Raw genomic sequence first — 18259 nt, forward strand, 5'->3', positions numbered from 1 at the left:
TTGTTTTTTTATTTTATTGAAAATGAGAGAGTTTGTATATAAACATCTCCATCGTAATCTTCTGTACTATCAACTAGTTCGATAGCATTTATATTGTGTTGTTCAGAATTTATTTTGTACTTGCCATCCAAGGTTTGAAAGACTGCATCAGCGATTTTTTGTGATTCATCATAAGAAGAAGAAACACAACTGATAAAAACAATACAGTTATGAAAAGCAATTCCTACCTTCGTTCTATCGATACTATATTCGTCTCTTACGTAGACTATATAGTTATTTGTTGTTCCTTCAGGAGCGATTATTGGGTAAATCTGTGTTCCTACCAATTCCTTTATCTTTTCGTCTGCCAATAGCCTTTCCCTTATCAATGTACATACACTAAATTTTGTCTGTAATTTGGAAGGATAAAAAGTTACATTATCCATTTCGTCTATTTTTTATGTTTGTTATTGATGCTTTTATCTGATTGAGAATAATCAACATAGCTCTAGGAGTTTCCTTTTTCCGTGTATCTTCCCAAAAGGCGTTTCCAACTACGAATCCTCTATACTGACCTTTTCGGGTATAACGTTTTCTAGTTCCTTGACTGACAAGATGTGCGTGTCGTCCTTTCTCTTTAAAACCGATTAATGCACCGAACTTGCGTTTCTTAATCCTATATGAGAATGACTTCAACAAGTTACCCGACACACCCTTGCGGTTCTTCATCCGTTGACGTAACTTCAAGCGTCCCTTATTCATTAAGTATCTAGCACCCTTTTTCAAAGCTGCATCAACGACTTTGTGTTGAGTAATTGAATCACCTAGCTCTTGAATCGCATCCTTAACAGTCTCTAAATTAATCAGTTCTATTTGAACATCTAAGTCCTTATTAGTCATTACTTATTGATTTTTTGAACTGTTATTTTGAGTGTCCTGTCCCAAATATTCTCATCAATAGATACTATCTTATATTCAGTGTCTTTATATACAAGTATATCGGAATCCCTTATATCAGAAAAGTATCTTATTTGAAATACAATCGATTGAGAATCAAATAATTCTTTCGCTACCTCTTTATTTGAACCTGTCGATTTTAATCGGTATGCTCTCAATAGGGCTATCTCCTTTTTCTCTTTGGTTATCTGTCCTGTCTCTGATTGAATATTCTCATACCTATATATAGTGATAAACTCTCGTAATAGTGCTGCTCTCATTGGGCTACCTCACTTTCTCTTTTATAAGATTTGTATGGTTGAAGCAGATACTCAAAACTAAAAGGAACTTTATATGGAACTGCATTAAAAGAGACCCCTTCACGGTTGTTATATAAGTTACCCACCATTATTTTTATTGCTTGTAATATCGGGTACGGAAGCCTTTCATCAATCACTAAATCACATAACTTCACATTCAAGTATTTCTCAATAATCTCTTGTGCTGCATCAATTGAATCAGCGATAATATAATCATCAGCTTCAAAGTCTATATACAGATGTTTTTTAATATCTTCTACTGTTACGTATCTCATTTTTAATTATCGCTAGTTTTTATTTTTATTTAAAATCAAAATTGAATAAATAAATGAAAGAGACATCAATTAATTTAATGTCTCAATCATCTATGAAATTATATAATTATGCAATTTTCATTACCGCAAATGCTTCTTTTCTAATGGTTTGCAATGCGATATTGTCGTTAAAGTTGATTTCAGTGATATTTTCTTTTGAACGTGATAAATTGTCTACCACCATATCAGGCGCACCAACTTTTTGGATTAAGAAATTTGAGAATACACCAAAACCAATGTAGCCTTCAACAGCATTTGACACCAATACAGGGAAGCCGTTCATTTGACCGTTTTCTAACACCATTCTACCACTACCTGCGTCAACTGGAGTTGTTTTTAATTCGGCTTCAACATCAGGAGAAACAACATAAGCTGCTGTGTTATCGAAGATTACGTTAGCTTTCTTAACTTTTGCTGCTAATTTTACAATGTTTTTGTAGCTAATAGCAGTGTTACCAGTTTCAGCAGCATAAGCGTCAACAAATGCACCTTTTTGACCGTTAACAGCTTCTTTGGCGAACATTACTTTGTTGATTAATTGGGCTTCGCTCTTTCCTGCTAAGTTGATAGCATAGTTAACTAAATTAATATCAGCTTCTTTGATAGCTGTATTTGAGAAAGGAAGCGATAAACCAACACGGAAAGGAGTTACTTTAGTTTTCGCAAATTCAAGTTTTTGTCCTACCAATTCAGTTACTTCACCTTCAATTGAAGCTTCAACTGAAGATACGGATGGCATTACAACAGCCTTACCAGTAGTGATGACTTTGATTCCCAACTTATCAACGATTAATGCGTCTTGGAGTGGTTCTAACAATTCAGTAGCGTATTCACCTCTAACTGCATCAACTTCTGTTGAAGTAGTGTTACCTGTTTCGCCTGCTCTCAATGAAATAACGTTACCTGCTACATTTTCTAAATCTTCAATGCTTCTGTTGTTAGCGATAGCTTGCATAGCTAAAGCAATATTTTCTTTAAAAGTTTTCTTCATATTATTTTTGTCTGTGTTTTTTTCTACATTATTATCGACACTTCTTTTATTGGTGTCTTCGATTTGTGTCTGCAAGTCTTTTATTTGTTTCTCTTTATTTTCAAAGAGAATTTTTTCATCATCTGAAAGACTTCTTTTTTCTGTTTCAGCGTTGTCTATCAATTCTCTAAGTTCTTCTTTGAGCAACGCTATCTTATCAATCAACTCTTGATTCATTCGTTAAGTCTTTGTCTGTAATTATTTAATTCTTGTTTCCAAGTTTCGTCTGTCTGTGTTTGTGCTTCTATCATTTCGTTCAATGAACGACAAGAGATTTCTGTTTGAGAATATGCTGCATCAAATACGGCACTTAAATCGAAAAGTCCTCTAATTGATTTTACGGTTCGTGTTGGTACTTCTCTATTACTAAAGTCCCACTCTATTGAATCCCCGTCCACGAACGCAAAAGAACAAGTAGTCACCTCACCTCTTTTTATCATTTCTTTCAAGTCACCACCAACAGTGGTATTTGGAATCTCAAAACTGAAATACACACCATCTTCACGAAGTTCAACGTTCAGGCTTCCAGTTCCCCTGTTTCTTCTTGCTAATAATCTTTCTTTATCGTGGTTGAATAAGAACTTAATATCACTATTATCTATCAGTTCTTGATTGATGGCTTCTCTATCAATTATTTCTCTGAAGAATCTTCTTTTCTCTTTATCGTATAAGACGTTGGAAGTACAGTTAAAACGAATAGCATAACCTTCAATTATATTGTCATTTTGTTCAAATGTAGTTTCTATGCTTCTGATTTCCATAGTTTTATAAATCGTTTACCTGTATGTTTGTTTTGTTATTTTTAGTATCAATCAAGATGTAACATCTTGATTTTCAGTTGATTCATTTTCAATTGGATTATCGATATTATCTATTGTTACTTTGTAATTTTGGATGGATTGAAGATTGGTACTTACCAAGATTTCATCGCCACCATCAACTTCATCCTTATTGAAGTTTCTACGTACATCGTTAACACTAAGGATTCCAAGTTCAAGCATTGATTTATAATTCTTCATAATGTCATTGAAATAGGCTAATGATGTTCTATCAAACTCTATTTTGTAGCGATTTGAAACTGAATCAGCAATTAATTTTGAATTAAAAGCGTTTTCGATTTTTTTCAAAATCGGATTTAAGGTATCGATATAAAAATTCAATTGGTCTTGCTGGGCTGCTTGGTAATTCGACCCTAAAGAAATACCCAACTTGGATAATGATACACCCATAAAACGGGCTAAATCAGATAAGCTATATTGCTTGTTATCAAGCAATAAACTATCTTTTGCTGACAAGCTCATAGATTGGAATTTAACGCCTGAAGGCAAAGTCATTATATCCTTTCCTGAATCAATCTCGTTTTGGATATTTGTTTGAATATCAATCAATTGATTATCCTGTGCATCGCCAAATCCAATTACACTAGATTCTGAAGATATAATACCCTTCATCTTGTTACCATTAGATAATGTAGATAATGATTCTGAATCGCAAGCACTCGCTAAACCTAAAGTTTTACCACAATAATCTACAACTGACTTTCCGACAATATTTTCTAAAGATTTGTGTCGTAGATGGATAATTTGATTAGAATTAAATAAGCCTGAAACACCATTGTAGGTATCTGTAATGTTGTATGTGTTTGAAATAACATCGTGATAAACAGTGTGAGGATATAACAATACTAATTCTTTTACGTCAGAACTTGCATTTCTCTTTATCAATATGTAGCTATTGCCGTACATCACCATTTGGAAGACAATTCCTTCAAGTAACTCATATACTGTTTGTCTTTCATTGGCATTTCTCGTTAGGACATTATATAATGTATTCTTTTCATCAATTTTCCAAAAGCCCTTTTTATCCTTTCGATAGATTGAAAGAGGAATCGAAGCAACTGAATCCGTCAGGATGGAAACACCTCTATATATAACGCTATTGGTTAAGGCTTTTTCTTCATCATAGATTGGGGAATACTTGTTCTGTTTAGCTCCCACGTATCTGACATTGACTTCTCCACTTCGTTTGTTTTCCTTATTTTTAAATATATTTCTAAAATTGAATTTCATTTTTATTTTGTTTGTGTTTTTATTTTTATTCGATAGTGATATGAATTTCTTCTTCACAATTACGTAGCAATGCTGTCAGCTTATCACTAGTGACACGGCTATTTAAAACCTTTCCTTTTTCTTTGTTGAAGCCTACCAAAAGGCAACCTAAAGTGTCTTCGGCACTATTTCCGCTATGTATTCTGATACCAGTGAAGCCTTTCACATTCAATAAAATAGGTAAATAGCGTTTAAACTTGGGACTATATGTGACTTCAATCTTATATCGACCTTTGGGAACAGCAGTTTTGCCGTATATCTTTATTCTCTTTATCTCTTCCTCTGACATATCATCGGTCAGACCTCTATCAGTATCTTCGAGCACATCGCAGTAGTAATTACCATCAATGTACAAGTGCCCTATCGTATATTTATCACCACGAAATATTCTTTTTAATTTTAAATCCATTTCTATTTTTAATAGATATGTTTTTATTGATTAAATTGAAAATCACCTTTTATAATTTTGGAACATTCCCAAACACATAAGAATACAAATAGCACCATCAATTTTATCATTTCTATTCCGTTTGATAGGCTTTTTGTTCTGCATCTTATCTTCATCAATCATTACATTAGATATACAATAGGCGTTCAATGGATTATCATCGAATTTCAATCTACCTTCATAAACTGCTAATTCAAATGATTCAACGGGTGAAGTAAAATTGCTGTATGTCTGTGAATAAGGAACGGCACACCTGATTCCTGAAGTCTTTATAATATTAATGAACTCTTTGCTTCTGTATGCGTCATATCCAATCTGAAGAATATTAACAAATTTGGAATTAGCAATAATATCACTAGCAATTTGCTTATAATCAATAACTTCACTACCACAAATTATTAAATATCCCTTGTCTATCAGTTCCTTGTACATTGCCCGATTGGGATGATTCTCTGCCGTCTGTTTGGGGATGTAATATTGATTTTTAAACACAAATCTCTTATTGATTGAATCATAAAGAGCGTAACAAACACAACTAAAATCGTCTTTGACTGATAGGTCAACCGATATCATACATTGAGGACGAGCTTTTAACATTGAAAAATCGAAGTGTTCTGTATTTCGTTCAATAATATTTTTATCTATCCAAATTTCTGTGGCGTTCTTGGTGAAGACATTCAATAATTTGGTTTTGAACTCCATCATATCATCTGCCGACATTACCGCCTTTTGATGCTCTGTCCGATAGAACTCTTCATTAACTGTGATATTGAGATGTGGTTGAACTTTATACCAAGTATCAACACTAGATAAATCATCTTCTTCGTCAGGTTCAAATATTGAAGCGAAAATTGAATCATTGATTATTTCATTTTCTAGTACCTTTTTATAATTGTCAAGCATTGTGGTGAATGGCGTTTCAAGTTTTGAGCTAGCTGTTGTAATTGTAACTGTAAGGGGATTTTTGCGAACACCCATTGAAGACGTGAGCACATTCTTCAAATCAGCGGTATCACTTTGAGCGTATTCATCAAGTATCACCATACTAGCGTTCAAACCGTCTAGCCTATCAGCAGAAGTTGACAAACATCTAACAAAAGAAGTTCGATTCGGCATTAAATTATAGATTATTTCTCTGTTCAGTCTGAAATGTGACAACTTGGGGTCAAGTGCCTTCAAGCTATTCCTAATAATGTCAAAACAGATTTTAGATTGGGCAAATGAATTTGAAGCAACATAAGCCTGTGCATCAGAATCCCCAAATAATGTATCATAGATGGCTAGACTAGCAACAGAAGTAGTTTTGCTAAACTTTCTAGGCACAAAAAGTAATGCTTCACGACATAGCCTATATCCTGATTCTTTTTTATAAAATCCCAAAATATTAGCAAACTGAAATACTTGAACTGGCGTCAACTCAAAGCTCTGCATCCCCTTATTGCTTGGGAACTTAAGATTTTCGTAAAACACAATGAACTTCTTCACCTCTTTAGTATTGAAGATTAAATCTTCTCTTTGAAGAAAATCAAGAAATCTGAATACGGCTAATATCTCATACTTATTATGGCGGTTGGGATTATTCAAGACTTCATCAACATAGATATGCAATCGTGAATCGATTTTAATTAGCTGCTCGGTTGATATTTCATAATCTTTTATTCTTTCAATTACTTCATCTTTAGTCATTTAAGGTTATTCATTATCAATATTATTCATAGCTGATATTAGATTGCTCAACGGGTCTGTATCTTGTACGGCTGTTACTTTGGCATCTAAACTCAATCCTAGTTCCTTTAAGTTCTTGCGTAGAGATTCAGAGCAATTGACTAATTCATTGAGGATTGGATTCTTCTTATATGAACGTTCTTGCTGTCCCCTTACGGCATTGGCAACAATTGTTTCGCTATTCACGAAAGTATTCACCAACTTATTATATTGGAATAGTAGACAAGCAACATTGAATATCTGTATATCCAATGAAGAATCATAAAGTCCTTTTTCTGTCAGTAGTTCTGTCAGATAATTGATTAACTTCTTTATATTTTTATCGATTTTTAATATGTTTAGTAAATTCATTTTTAATTCCTTTTTTAGTTTATGTTTTTAATTGAAATATCTATTGAAGAAATCATTCAATTTATTTCTGTTTATTATTTGATTTGTTTGCTTTTTGTGTTTTTTCATTGCTATATGAGTGGCGGAATGGCACTTATGGCAAAGCGATTGAAGGTTATTCGGGTCATAAGCTAAAGTTTCCATTCTATCAAATTCTTTTTCGCTTTCGATAGGTCTCAAATGATGAACTTCAGTAGCAATGTCACCACAAACGTTACATAATGGATTCCTTTTCAACTGCTCATTTCTCAATTTTCGCCATCTATGGCAATTGATTAATTTAATGTAGTCTTTATTTTTACTCATTTTTCTATGAAGATGTCTAGGTAAAACACATTAAATAGTATAAAGTGCTTATTATTAATGAGATTGATACACTTGATAAAATTCTTAGTAATACCAATCTGAATATGTTTGGTTATCCAATATTGGAACAGATATTTCATTTTACTTTTATATGAAAGAAATTATTTAGTTGATTATCACAGTCTTCCTGATTCTTGTATTTAACCTTATTGATGTATATCCTTATTATTGTCTCGTGTAAAACATCTCTCTTGGAATAGCCTTTTTTCGTTATCTTATCGTCATTCCGACTGAATTTAGAGAACAGAGCTTTATAGTTCCGTGATAGCCAGTTATCGATATATTTTTTGTTTTTCAGATTTGAAGAATACGGTATATATTTCTCTTCAAAGATGTAGTTCTCGTTTACAAACTTGTTATTCAATATCATCTTTTAATAGTATTTCTCCGTTATTTAAGTACTCATTTAGAGTGATTTGTGTCCTCTTGGAAGGACTACGTTTGGGCTTCTCATATTCAAACATCATTTCGCCATCCTCTAATTCCTTGAATATATCCGCTATTGATTCTTCCTTTCTCTTTTTTTGAGAATAGATATTGCAGAAGACATTGACAATAGTTTTAGCCAGTTCTGCATTAGACCTGAACTTATAATTAGTCTTTATCTTAGTGAGTTTAGAATATAAGGTATCGTCTACCCTAAACAGAACATTGTTTGTATTACACATAATTTCTCTTTTATATATAAATATCAATTAAATTCAAAAAGTGAGGAAATAGCAATAAAAAAAGGGATTGAAAATCAATTCCAATCCCCTTCTTTTTAAATATAAATCAATTTTATTTTCTTATTTCTTTTTCAATTAATTCTCTTTGTTTTGTTTTTAAATCTTCTGATTCTTCAATTGTTATTTCTTTCCAATTATCAATAGAATCATTAATTCCTAAAAATATTTTTTCAGAGAAAATTCTGTCTGATAACTCAATATCAGTTGACGCTTGGGTCAGAATGTGACCTTCGGTTGGTTGTATGATTTGAACTGTATATGTTGATTGTTTCATTTGTATTTGTTTTTATTCATTTTTATTTTAAGCTAAAGTCCAGCCCTTTGATGTGGCTATGGCTATTTGTTCTTCTGTTAGTTTTTCAATGTTGGTAGCTCCAAGTGTAAGTGTACAATTCCAACCACCAGTCGTTAAATCAAGTGCTTCATTAATTATGTTCATCAGACTTTCTGTTGTCAAATTTACACAATTACTTACATTAAAACTAATGTTCAAATTATGAAAGCCCACTAAATTTGTGATAGCCATATTGGTGTCCCAGTCATAGCCCAAAAAGTTAGTAGCGTTCGACACATTAGTAAAATCTAAAAGCGGAAGATTGTTTATTTTTGAACACATACTGAACATCGATTCTACGGCAACCGCACTTGAAGTATCTAATTCAGGAATTGTTTCTAATGCGTAACAGTTACTAAACATTGAGTTCATATTCTCAACTTTTGAGGTATCTATGAGTGGTATCGTTGTCAAAGACGAACAATCACTAAACATCATATACATCTGTGTTGCATTACTTGTATTTAGTTCAGGTATTTCCTGCAAATTTTTACAATAAGCGAACGTTTGACTAAAATTTGTTACGTTGCTAGTGTCTAATAATGGAATATGTTTTAAAGATGAACAATTAGTAAACGCACCATTCATTGAATTTACATTAGTCGTATTAATCAAGGGTAATTCTTGTAAAGCAGAACAATTAGCAAATGAATTATCAAGATTAGTAACTAACGCAGTATCAACCAAAGGAAAATACACCAAATTTGCATCACTATTATAATATATTGTGTCATTCATATTCCAACTGTTATAAATCTGTTTAGCATAGTTGTAACCATCAGTTAAGGATTGAGGTTGTTCATCATAACCTATTTCACTCCAATCAAAGCCACCAGTACTACCAGTTCCACCACCTGTTGAAATGGATTCAATCTTATCAGCATAAACAGAAAAAGGGTCAGAATCCGATACACTTACATTCTTTGCTTTAATTGCCGTCTTGATAGCTTCTTTTGTTTCTAATAGCTTATTTAATTTATCAGTAGTAGTTCCCATCAGATAATCTCTCCATTTATATTATCCAACGCTGTATTGATGTCACCTATCTTATTATCAAGGTTGGTTATTTCGGTTCTCAATTCTGTATCATCGTAATTAGTCAATCCTGCTAGTTTTGTTTTTTCGGCAGTGGTGTAGTCATTGGTAGATAGTCCCTTTCCTGATACCTTATCTACCTTAGCATTTAATTCGGTTTTGGAAGCTAGTGTATTAACATCAGGAATCTCATTCTTATTAGCTTTAGCAGCTAACTTGGCATCTGTCTCATTCTTAGTATAGTAATTAGAAAGGTCAGTTCCGCCACCAGTACCACCACTATCGACAACTCCCATAACATCTATATTTTTGAAATCTATGTAAATCATCAGTCTAATATTTTTATAGGTACATTATTGGTAGATTCAATTTTTAGATACATCATAAATTTAGCGTTTACAATATTGATGATGTCTGTGTCGGTGATGGCAATTCCTGAAGTATGCTCTATCCAAGTCGTGCCATCCACGCTTGCATACAAGGTTAATGAAGTTGTTCCTTCAATTTGAATCATAACCTTTTCTGATTTTAAATTGATTACAGATTCAAATTTATTATCAATTTGATTTAATATTAATTCTTTCATTAGTTTTTATTTTTATTCGTTATTTAAGCGATAGTCCAGCCTTTAATGGTGGCTATGGCTATTTGTTCTTCGGTTAATTTGGCTGCATTGGTAGTTCCCAGTGTAAGTGTTGCACCACCTTCATTTGATAAATCTTTTGCTTGATTAATGACATTCAATATACTTTCTGCCGTTAGCTTTCTTGAAGAGGACAAGTCTAAACTGACTGATAGATTTGAGAATCCGCCAAGTTCTACTAACTCGCTACAACCTAGTAATATATTTCGTATCTGTTCTGCTTTAGAAAAATTCAAAAGTGGTACTCTCACTAGTTTATCGCACCCTGCTAGCATTAAACCTGCGCTATACAGGTTACTTGTGTTGAATTGAGGAACACTAACTAAATTATAGCAGTTATAAAACATATCGTCAAAATGTACTACGTTACTAGTGTCTAACAGGGGAACTTGCATCAGGTTAGCACAACCACTAAACATAGACTGCATATTATTAGCCTTACTAGTATCAACTAACGGGCAAAATACTAGGTTCTTATCACCCCTGAATCGATTCATTAGTGCTTGCTCTGCATCCCAGTTCCTAACAATATCCTTTGAATATTCAAGATAACTGAATAATGGCTGTTCACTACCATCGTACCCCATTACATCAAATTCACTATTAACCTGAACATTGGATAACCGAATTTTTATCTTAATGTCTTTATCTTTTAATTTTATCTTATTCATTTATGTAGTAGTTTGTTTCTATTTTTGTAGTGTAGTCGTATGAGCCATCAGGGAACTCACTATCATAGAATACAAGATGTACAACGACATACAATATTCCTTCATTAAGTTTTTGAAGTTGGGAGTTATCTATATGTATAGTGTTATCTGTTATGTCTTGTTTATTTAGTTTAATATAGTTTTCTTCAGTTGTAGTTAGCGTAAACACCTCAATATCAACACCTTTCAAATCATCGGTATTAATTGGTTGGTTATTGGTATCATAGAGTTCAAGCTCGAAAACTAGGTCGTTATTTTTATGTATTGTTTTCATTATTATCTTTTTCATTTATGTCTTTATTTGGAAAATTGATAATGTACACACGTGTATGTACGTTCCTTTTTCAATTCCGTATGTCCGTGAAGGGCAAAAAGCTCAAAAAATGGCATTTGTGTGCGGAGGGGATAAGGGTGGGTTTGGCAGGGGGTGGCACTTGTTAAAAAACATTACCCCACCTATGAATTAACATTTAAAAAAATTAACTATCAGATATTTTATACATCTGATTATCAACCTGTTAAGTTACTTTTTATTCATTCTATTTGGTTGTTTATTTGGTTTGTATTTGATTTTCTTTATTGATGTGTGGGGATATATCTATAATGTATTAGAGTGGCTTATACGGCTTTAAAATAGCTCTTAACAAATAGCGATATATAATGAGAAAAACAGTACCAAGTATTTAGTTACTAGATATATAGGAACAAAAAAAAGGCTAGCTAAATTAATAGCTAGCCCAAACAAAGGATATATAGGTAGTACTTACATATCTAAATTATAGCGTTCGTTTAGATATGATGCGAAAGCATTGTTTTGTGGTAGAACGTTTGGCAAGTCCATACTTGCAACTTTATATAAAGCCGTTGCCGACTGATAAACATCGTACAAGGATAATGTACCCTTATTTTTGAATGTCAATAGTAAACTTTCCGTGAACTTACAAATTTGTGATTGATTCAACGGGTAAACATCGCTATTAATCAATCCTTTGATAGTCTTTATTTTAGAATCGTATGCACACCGTATTGCAGTAAGTTCGCCAATCATTTGGTAGATAGTAGCCGTATCGATTCTTATTTGCTTCATCTTGTTTAATATATTTACGTCTCTATCAAAAGAGTAATCTCTAATCATTTCACGTACACGGGTGATAAAGTCGCTTATATTCTTTATTTTGTCACTTGTTCCGTATGTGCTTGCCATATTTTTTGCACCTAATATTGTTTGATTACGGCAAGCGTAACAGTTCGCACCAATCGCCACCTGTAAACCTTTCTGATTACTTGCTACTACGATATTAGCAATGTGTGTACTATTACTCATATCGTTTAGGTTTATGTTGGCAAATACACGGTTGAAAGTAACGGCTTTAAAAGGTATATTAGTAGTTTGATTCTCTGTTTGATAGGCTTCGCACAACTGTTTATTTATTGAAATACCGTTCCCTAAAGCCTTGTTTTTGTTATCCGCTACAAACAAATCTTTTATCTCATACATCAAATTATATTCATTGCAAATACTCGTCACTTGATTGATTAATTGATAGGCGTTTATCTCATTAGATAACGTTCCTTTGATGTCTACTATGTCAGCACTTTCGGCAAGTTGTTGCAATGAAATACCCTTTGTTTTTTCCGTTTCTGTAAAAGGCTCAAAATATACATTATTATCTGATATTGCATTTAATAGCTGATTTTCATCGGCTTCAGAAAGAAGAATGTTTTCAACTGTAATTTCGTTGTTAATTACTTGTACTTCGTTGTTCGCTGCAAATAAATCTAATGTTTTCATAACTGTAAAATTAAATTGATTAATAAATTGATATTCAGTTAATAATTAATAGTTGGATAGTATTTCTTTGAAGTTTTGTAAATTTGTTTCGTCACTTTCTAGGTTCTCCCAATAACCCCAAAGAAAATCCTGTTTAATGTCTAAAGCGACATTTGGAAACTGTTTGTTTAACAATTCCATAGCCCGTTCCGCCCAATCTGATTTATAATAAGCCATAGTTTTAAATATTAATTGATTTATATTTCGTATTTATAATTTGTAAATGAAAATGCACCTTTTATGAATTTCGGATACTTCTTTTCATAGGCTTCTGCTAGCTGTTTAATATAGTCCCTTTCCTGTCTTTCCTTATCAAATAATAGGATAGACTGTTTTAAATCCTCAACCGTTTTGAGTTCCTGATTAATCACATTATTAATATTGAGAACTGTTTTCTCTGAATTAATCCTGTTATCAGTAAGAGCGATAAATAAATATACATCTCGCCTTTTTAAATAAAAGGAACGTTCTTTGTATATTAGTTCGTTCCCCTTCTTTTGAGTTAAAACCAATCGATTTTTATAATATGAATCTTGATATATATCATTATTAATAACCGACTGGATAGCAGATACTAATCGCTTATTATATACCTTATTATTGAAGGTATTAATCACTTCGATAGCTTTGTTTAAATCTCGTACAAGGGCTTTTGTCAATCTTATACGCTCGTCTACTTGCATTATTAAAAAATCCTTTTCCATACGCTTATAAAATTAAATTAAAAATATTTTTACATACTTCAAACAGTGCCTTTTCGCCTGTTGTCGCTGACAAAGTTAGATGTTAAACGTGTTAAAACGCTTTTTTATTAATTTCTATTCTGAATTTTAATACTTGAATCTATTTTTGATTGATTTTATTTTGAGTAGTTTTAAAAATGTGCCTTTTCATCGAATTTTTATCATTAACGGTTTTTAACTCAATTTAATCGGTAAAATTAATCGATTTGAAAAAAAATATTTTTTAATTTTCTCCTTAACTTGGATTTGGGATTTCAATTTTTATTTTGATTTTTTCTTGATTCTATTTTTATTTTGTTTTGCAAAAAATTTATTTTGAATTTAATTTTGTTGTTGATTTGGTTTTTATTTCAGTTCAGATGGAATTTAAATTTGGGTGATTGGTGGTTAAACATTGGTTAGTAGATATAGAAATATGTTATCTACGATATTGGTACATAGATGTTTATCAATTCAACTGAATGTCGGATTGATTATGATATGGTGATTGGATATATAGGTATTTTGATAGCTTGGAATACTAGTTCTTTATTCAATTGATGGTATTTAATATAGTTGTTATGATATTCAGGCTTCATTGTTATTATGGTATTGATATACGTTGTTATATATAGGTATAGCTGTTCTCAAATAGGATTTATTCTATTATATCAAATAAATAGAAATGTAATTGAATATCTATTTTTATTTATCTATTAAATTTAGTTTTGATTAGATTGTGGTATGTAGTGTGCCGTGTGGTTGATGCTTGATAATGGTATTGAGGTATTCTTTCAAGCATATATGTTTTAGTTGTTATCCTACTTATTATCAATTATCTAATGATATATATTGATGAATAAAAGAGAAATTAAATACACTAGTTATCTTCATCAGACTACTAGTAATTAAGTATGAGCGCTCATATAACAAAATTAAAATCTACATATCAAATTAATTATCACCTCAAAAAACATACCCCCTATTAAAAAACTATCCCCCCTGAAAAATAGTACCCCCTAAAAAAGCCTACCCCAATTGAAGTTAGGAACGAATCTTTGCTGCTGCCTAATAAAATCGGAAGGTTTACGGTCTGTATTGGGAACTTCTTCATATTCTACTTCTTCTATATCATCATTTACTACTTTATTGTAAAGTACAGGTAGTGTTTCAATGGGAACTTGTTCGACTTCAACTTGAATGGCTTCGTCTTTCACTGGTTCTTCAGCAACAGGTACTACTGGTGATTCAATATACTCAACACTAATGAAATTAAATTCATCAAGTCTTATTCGTTGTACATTATTAAATGATTTCACGGCTGCTCTTATCGCTTTTAAATCCGTTGAGGTAACACTAAAGAGACTTTTCTTGAAGTTCCTGAAGATGAATAAATCGACATCGAAATTTTCAAGTTTGCCTGAATAGCCTTTTGACATAATAACAAATTTAATCTCATCAACTATCGCATCAATACTTATTCTCTTTAGCTGCTCATTAGACTTACCTTCTTTAATAGCTTGAATGAGCTTGTTGTTTCTTACTTCTTTCAGATATTTGAAAGTTGTTTTAGCATTTTGGATTGCTTCATACTTTGCATTGTTTAATTTTTCTGATAAAAATTTCTTCATAACTTTTTTATTTATAAATGTTTATACTCAATTTATTTTCGTTTTCACCTTGCAAAGATAGAGTTTAGAAACAGGAAAATTGAGAGTTTTACCTTTTGGACTATCCAAACATAATCCAATAGGATAATCCAAGACTTATTGGATTAATCAAAAACAATTGTGTATTTTTGTCAATCAAATACTGATATTATGAAATATATAACTGATACAGATTTTATTAAGGATTTACTAGAAGGTGACGAATATAGTTTAGTATACGGCATAATCCAACACTCAACACATAACAGTGAACTTCGTGATAAGTACATATATAACTTAACCGTCATACTCTGTTTAAAGCAAGAAACCAAATTACTTCGTACCGTCAAGACCAAACAATGGATTGAATTACTTAATAAGATTATTGGAACGTTACAATCTTTCGATGGTGCTTTAGTTACGATACCATTTTGCAACATATATGGTTACAAGGTAAACGAGATAATTAACTCATTTGAGTTATCACGCTCTGTATTAATGGAACTACTTTCTTCTTATTTTGAAAATATAGAGGTCATTGAATACATCAACCGTTGCTATCCGATTCAATCACTTGAAGACTTATTCTTTAATCTAGTGATTGAAATAGAGACAGGTATTTTTGAAGGGGTAAACGTTGAGGATTCCTACATCATATATGATGAAATGATTAGAAGAGGATTGAAAGTAAATATATCTCAATCAGAACATTATGATGAAAATCTGTATTACAAGTATTTCATTAATTCAAGCAAGCCTAAAATTAATGTCATTGAAGAAGATATAGATATAGAAAATGAAATTATCAAATACAAGGGATATGATATAAAACGAATTGGAGTGTTATATTATATGCTCCGTGACGTTCTAAAAGATAATCAGGAGTTACTTATTAAGGTCGCCAATTATGTAATTGACAAAGAATACATCTTACAGAATAGGGCTAATAATGCGGCTTACAAGTATATCCATAGCCCTTCACTATTAATTGATAAGGAGTGGAAGATTGAATATATTTGTCAACAACTCGAAAGATATGGTATTGAAATCCCTAACGAATTGAAGACAGAAAAGAAAGTACTTACCAAATTGACTTAGCAACTCATAGCCTTTCTTATTATAAAATCATAATAAGAAAAAGAGTTATGAAAATTGAAGCTAACCTACTAATTATAATTATCATTGTTGTTACCTGTATTCGTTGTTGCTCTAATAATAGAAAAGAAGAAGTCATACGGATAACAGATACTATCACCATTATAAAAACAGATACAATCAGGATAATAGAGCCTAAACCTGTTATTCAATACGTAGATAGAATAGTAAGAGATACCTTATATAGTATTGATTCTATTCCCGTATTGGTTGATATACCAATTGAAACTAAAGTTTATGAAGATACCACTTATAGAGCCGTCATTAGTGGTTATAGAGCTAATTTAGATTCCATTTTTATTTTTAATAAAAATCAAATTCAATACATCAATAAAATAACCTACAAGACAAAGAAGTGGAGTATTAATCCTGCTGTTGGTGTGGGATATGGAGCATTTAATAAAAAATTTGATGTATATATTGGATTTTCAATTAATTATAATCTCTAAGTAGAATTTATTTGATTATTTTTGTGAAACATCAAAATACAATATTATGGAAAAAGAAAAAGGACTAGAACCATTTATAGATAATGATTCAGAAATACTAATTGTAGGAACATTCCCAAGCGGCATATCAATATGCAGCGAACAGTATTATGCTAATACTAGTCACAACAGTTTTTGGAAACTAATTTATAAAATATATGAGGACAAAGATATAGTACCTAACAATTATCCCAAAAGAAAAGAGGTATTGAAGAAAAATAAAATAGCTCTATGTGATGTATATAGTTGGGCTGCAAGACTGGGAAATTCAGACAGCAAAATAGACAAGAAAAATATAGAATATCATAAATTAGACGAATTATTAGGCAACCATCCGAATATCAAGAAAATAATATTCAACGGTCAAGAAGCAGCAAAAGTCTTTAAGAAAGAGTTTCCTAATATTACCACTTTAACTTATATAGCCGAATCAACGTCAGGAAATAGAATGATATACTTTAAAGAGAAATTAGCTAATTGGCAAGATTTACTTTCTCTCTAGTCTAGGTTTATATTTTTTTAACCAATCACACAACAGAATAATATCAAATTGATTATCAGTAAATTAACTCTATTTCAAGCATTATATATAATATAAACATAATGTATTTACATTGTCTACTTTCATTATTCTCTTCTTTTGTATGGCACAAATATATGCATTACTTTAGTACCTTGCATTACAAAGTACTATAAATTAATAATAATTAAAACATTAGAGAGCTTACACCTTATTATAAAAAGAAATAATGTCTATATTTGTGCCCGTTAAACCACAAAAAAGAAAATACGTATGTTTACTATTCGAAAAGCAACGGCCGACGATTGCGAACTTATCAATAAGATGGCAAAGGAAGTGTTTCCCGCCACTTACAATGAGATTTTATCTCCCGAACAACTGGATTATATGATGGACTGGATGTATGCCCCCCGAAATATTCTCAAGCAAATGGAAGAAGAAGGGCATGTCTATTTCATCGCTCACAAAGACGGTGAACTATGCGGATATGTTTCTGTGCAGCAACAGGAAAAAGACGTTTTTCATCTTCAGAAGATTTATGTCCTTCCCCGCTTTCAGGGAACGCACTGTGGTAGTTTCCTGTTTAAAGAAGCGGTCAAGTATATAAAGGAAGTGCATCCGGAACCTTGCCTGATGGAGCTGAATGTAAATCGTAACAATAAGGCATTGCAGTTTTATGAGCATATGGGAATGAGGAAACTGCGGGAAGGGGATTTTCCAATTGGTAACGGTTATTATATGAATGATTATATAATGGGACTGGATATTTAATGGAAAAGGCTTGCAGATTGTGTTCTGCAAGCCTTTTCTTATGATTATAATCCGGTA

The 18259-nt window shown here is 31.8% G+C and carries 26 protein-coding genes; 4 read left to right on the forward strand and 22 right to left on the reverse strand.

Annotated features, from left to right (window positions below):
• Positions 1–8: 8 nt before the first annotated feature.
• The 22 genes from gp17 to BQ7997_RS10585 all read right to left on the reverse strand — a co-directional run bounded on the left by gp17 (position 9) and on the right by BQ7997_RS10585 (position 15250).
• The gene (gp17, locus tag BQ7997_RS10480; protein ID WP_073346062.1) at positions 9–425 is read right to left on the reverse strand and encodes a tail completion protein gp17; all 417 of its coding nucleotides are present in this window, start codon (positions 423–425) and stop codon (positions 9–11) included.
• Complete coding sequence (locus tag BQ7997_RS10485) at positions 418–879, reverse strand: hypothetical protein (protein WP_073346064.1); 462 nt, start codon at positions 877–879, stop codon at positions 418–420. The genes gp17 and BQ7997_RS10485 overlap by 8 nt, the downstream gene beginning before the upstream one ends.
• Positions 879–1196 carry a phage head closure protein gene (locus BQ7997_RS10490; protein ID WP_073346066.1) on the reverse strand — a complete coding sequence of 106 codons (318 nt, stop codon included), beginning with the start codon at positions 1194–1196 and terminating at the stop codon, positions 879–881. Before BQ7997_RS10490 ends, BQ7997_RS10485 begins: the two co-directional genes overlap by 1 nt.
• Positions 1193–1510, reverse strand: coding sequence for a head-tail connector protein (locus BQ7997_RS10495; protein ID WP_073346067.1), 318 nt, complete (start codon positions 1508–1510; stop codon positions 1193–1195). The genes BQ7997_RS10490 and BQ7997_RS10495 overlap by 4 nt, the downstream gene beginning before the upstream one ends.
• 106 nt (positions 1511–1616) lie before the next feature.
• Positions 1617–2756 carry a phage major capsid protein gene (locus BQ7997_RS10500; protein WP_073346068.1) on the reverse strand — a complete coding sequence of 380 codons (1140 nt, stop codon included), beginning with the start codon at positions 2754–2756 and terminating at the stop codon, positions 1617–1619.
• Positions 2753–3340: an HK97 family phage prohead protease gene (locus tag BQ7997_RS10505; protein ID WP_073346070.1), complete on the reverse strand. Its 588-nt coding sequence runs from the start codon at positions 3338–3340 to the stop codon at positions 2753–2755. Before BQ7997_RS10505 ends, BQ7997_RS10500 begins: the two co-directional genes overlap by 4 nt.
• Positions 3341–3391: 51 nt before the next feature.
• The gene (locus BQ7997_RS10510) at positions 3392–4648 is read right to left on the reverse strand and encodes a phage portal protein (protein WP_073346071.1); all 1257 of its coding nucleotides are present in this window, start codon (positions 4646–4648) and stop codon (positions 3392–3394) included.
• A gap of 25 nt (positions 4649–4673) precedes the next feature.
• Positions 4674–5096, reverse strand: a complete 423-nt coding sequence (locus tag BQ7997_RS10515; RefSeq protein WP_073346073.1) for a DUF5675 family protein — start codon at positions 5094–5096, stop codon at positions 4674–4676.
• Between the two features lie 42 nt (positions 5097–5138).
• Positions 5139–6821, reverse strand: a complete 1683-nt coding sequence (locus BQ7997_RS10520) for a terminase large subunit (RefSeq protein ID WP_073346074.1) — start codon at positions 6819–6821, stop codon at positions 5139–5141.
• Positions 6822–6827: 6 nt separating this feature from the next.
• Complete coding sequence (locus BQ7997_RS10525) at positions 6828–7211, reverse strand: hypothetical protein (protein ID WP_073346076.1); 384 nt, start codon at positions 7209–7211, stop codon at positions 6828–6830.
• A gap of 27 nt (positions 7212–7238) precedes the next feature.
• The gene (locus BQ7997_RS10530) at positions 7239–7556 is read right to left on the reverse strand and encodes an HNH endonuclease (protein WP_073346078.1); all 318 of its coding nucleotides are present in this window, start codon (positions 7554–7556) and stop codon (positions 7239–7241) included.
• Positions 7557–7972: 416 nt separating this feature from the next.
• Positions 7973–8284: a hypothetical protein gene (locus tag BQ7997_RS10540; RefSeq protein WP_073346081.1), complete on the reverse strand. Its 312-nt coding sequence runs from the start codon at positions 8282–8284 to the stop codon at positions 7973–7975.
• A 112-nt stretch (positions 8285–8396) separates the two neighbouring features.
• On the reverse strand, positions 8397–8618 hold the full coding sequence (locus BQ7997_RS10545; protein ID WP_073346082.1) for a hypothetical protein: 222 nt from the start codon (positions 8616–8618) through the stop codon (positions 8397–8399).
• Positions 8619–8645: 27 nt separating this feature from the next.
• Complete coding sequence (locus BQ7997_RS10550; RefSeq protein WP_073346084.1) at positions 8646–9674, reverse strand: BspA family leucine-rich repeat surface protein; 1029 nt, start codon at positions 9672–9674, stop codon at positions 8646–8648.
• On the reverse strand, positions 9674–10009 hold the full coding sequence (locus tag BQ7997_RS10555; RefSeq protein WP_139260898.1) for a hypothetical protein: 336 nt from the start codon (positions 10007–10009) through the stop codon (positions 9674–9676). The genes BQ7997_RS10550 and BQ7997_RS10555 overlap by 1 nt, the downstream gene beginning before the upstream one ends.
• Positions 10010–10041: 32 nt before the next feature.
• Complete coding sequence (locus BQ7997_RS10560; RefSeq protein ID WP_073346087.1) at positions 10042–10299, reverse strand: hypothetical protein; 258 nt, start codon at positions 10297–10299, stop codon at positions 10042–10044.
• A gap of 23 nt (positions 10300–10322) precedes the next feature.
• Positions 10323–11027, reverse strand: a complete 705-nt coding sequence (locus BQ7997_RS10565) for a BspA family leucine-rich repeat surface protein (RefSeq protein ID WP_073346089.1) — start codon at positions 11025–11027, stop codon at positions 10323–10325.
• Positions 11020–11355, reverse strand: a complete 336-nt coding sequence (locus tag BQ7997_RS10570; protein WP_139260899.1) for a hypothetical protein — start codon at positions 11353–11355, stop codon at positions 11020–11022. The genes BQ7997_RS10565 and BQ7997_RS10570 overlap by 8 nt, the downstream gene beginning before the upstream one ends.
• 474 nt (positions 11356–11829) lie before the next feature.
• Positions 11830–12858 (reverse strand): hypothetical protein, encoded by a 1029-nt coding sequence (locus BQ7997_RS10575; RefSeq protein ID WP_073346092.1) that lies wholly within the window; start codon positions 12856–12858, stop codon positions 11830–11832.
• Positions 12859–12903: 45 nt separating this feature from the next.
• The gene (locus tag BQ7997_RS25490) at positions 12904–13074 is read right to left on the reverse strand and encodes a hypothetical protein (protein WP_159436757.1); all 171 of its coding nucleotides are present in this window, start codon (positions 13072–13074) and stop codon (positions 12904–12906) included.
• Between the two features lie 20 nt (positions 13075–13094).
• Positions 13095–13601: a hypothetical protein gene (locus BQ7997_RS10580; RefSeq protein ID WP_073346094.1), complete on the reverse strand. Its 507-nt coding sequence runs from the start codon at positions 13599–13601 to the stop codon at positions 13095–13097.
• A gap of 1037 nt (positions 13602–14638) precedes the next feature.
• The gene (locus BQ7997_RS10585) at positions 14639–15250 is read right to left on the reverse strand and encodes a hypothetical protein (RefSeq protein ID WP_073346095.1); all 612 of its coding nucleotides are present in this window, start codon (positions 15248–15250) and stop codon (positions 14639–14641) included.
• 189 nt (positions 15251–15439) lie between these two features.
• On the opposite strand from BQ7997_RS10585, the gene BQ7997_RS10590 reads away from it, so the two are divergent.
• From BQ7997_RS10590 to BQ7997_RS10605, 4 genes are all read left to right on the forward strand, one after another.
• A complete protein-coding gene (locus BQ7997_RS10590; RefSeq protein ID WP_073346096.1) occupies positions 15440–16366 on the forward strand; it encodes a hypothetical protein in 927 nt (308 codons plus the stop codon).
• A gap of 47 nt (positions 16367–16413) precedes the next feature.
• Positions 16414–16872, forward strand: coding sequence for a DUF6808 domain-containing protein (locus tag BQ7997_RS10595; protein ID WP_073346098.1), 459 nt, complete (start codon positions 16414–16416; stop codon positions 16870–16872).
• A gap of 46 nt (positions 16873–16918) precedes the next feature.
• Positions 16919–17413, forward strand: a complete 495-nt coding sequence (locus BQ7997_RS10600; RefSeq protein WP_073346099.1) for a DNA-deoxyinosine glycosylase — start codon at positions 16919–16921, stop codon at positions 17411–17413.
• Between the two features lie 291 nt (positions 17414–17704).
• A complete protein-coding gene (locus BQ7997_RS10605; protein WP_044653893.1) occupies positions 17705–18202 on the forward strand; it encodes a GNAT family N-acetyltransferase in 498 nt (165 codons plus the stop codon).
• Positions 18203–18259 lie beyond the last annotated feature (57 nt).

Source organism: Bacteroides congonensis, from assembly GCF_900130125.1.
Lineage (GTDB): Bacteria > Bacteroidota > Bacteroidia > Bacteroidales > Bacteroidaceae > Bacteroides > Bacteroides congonensis.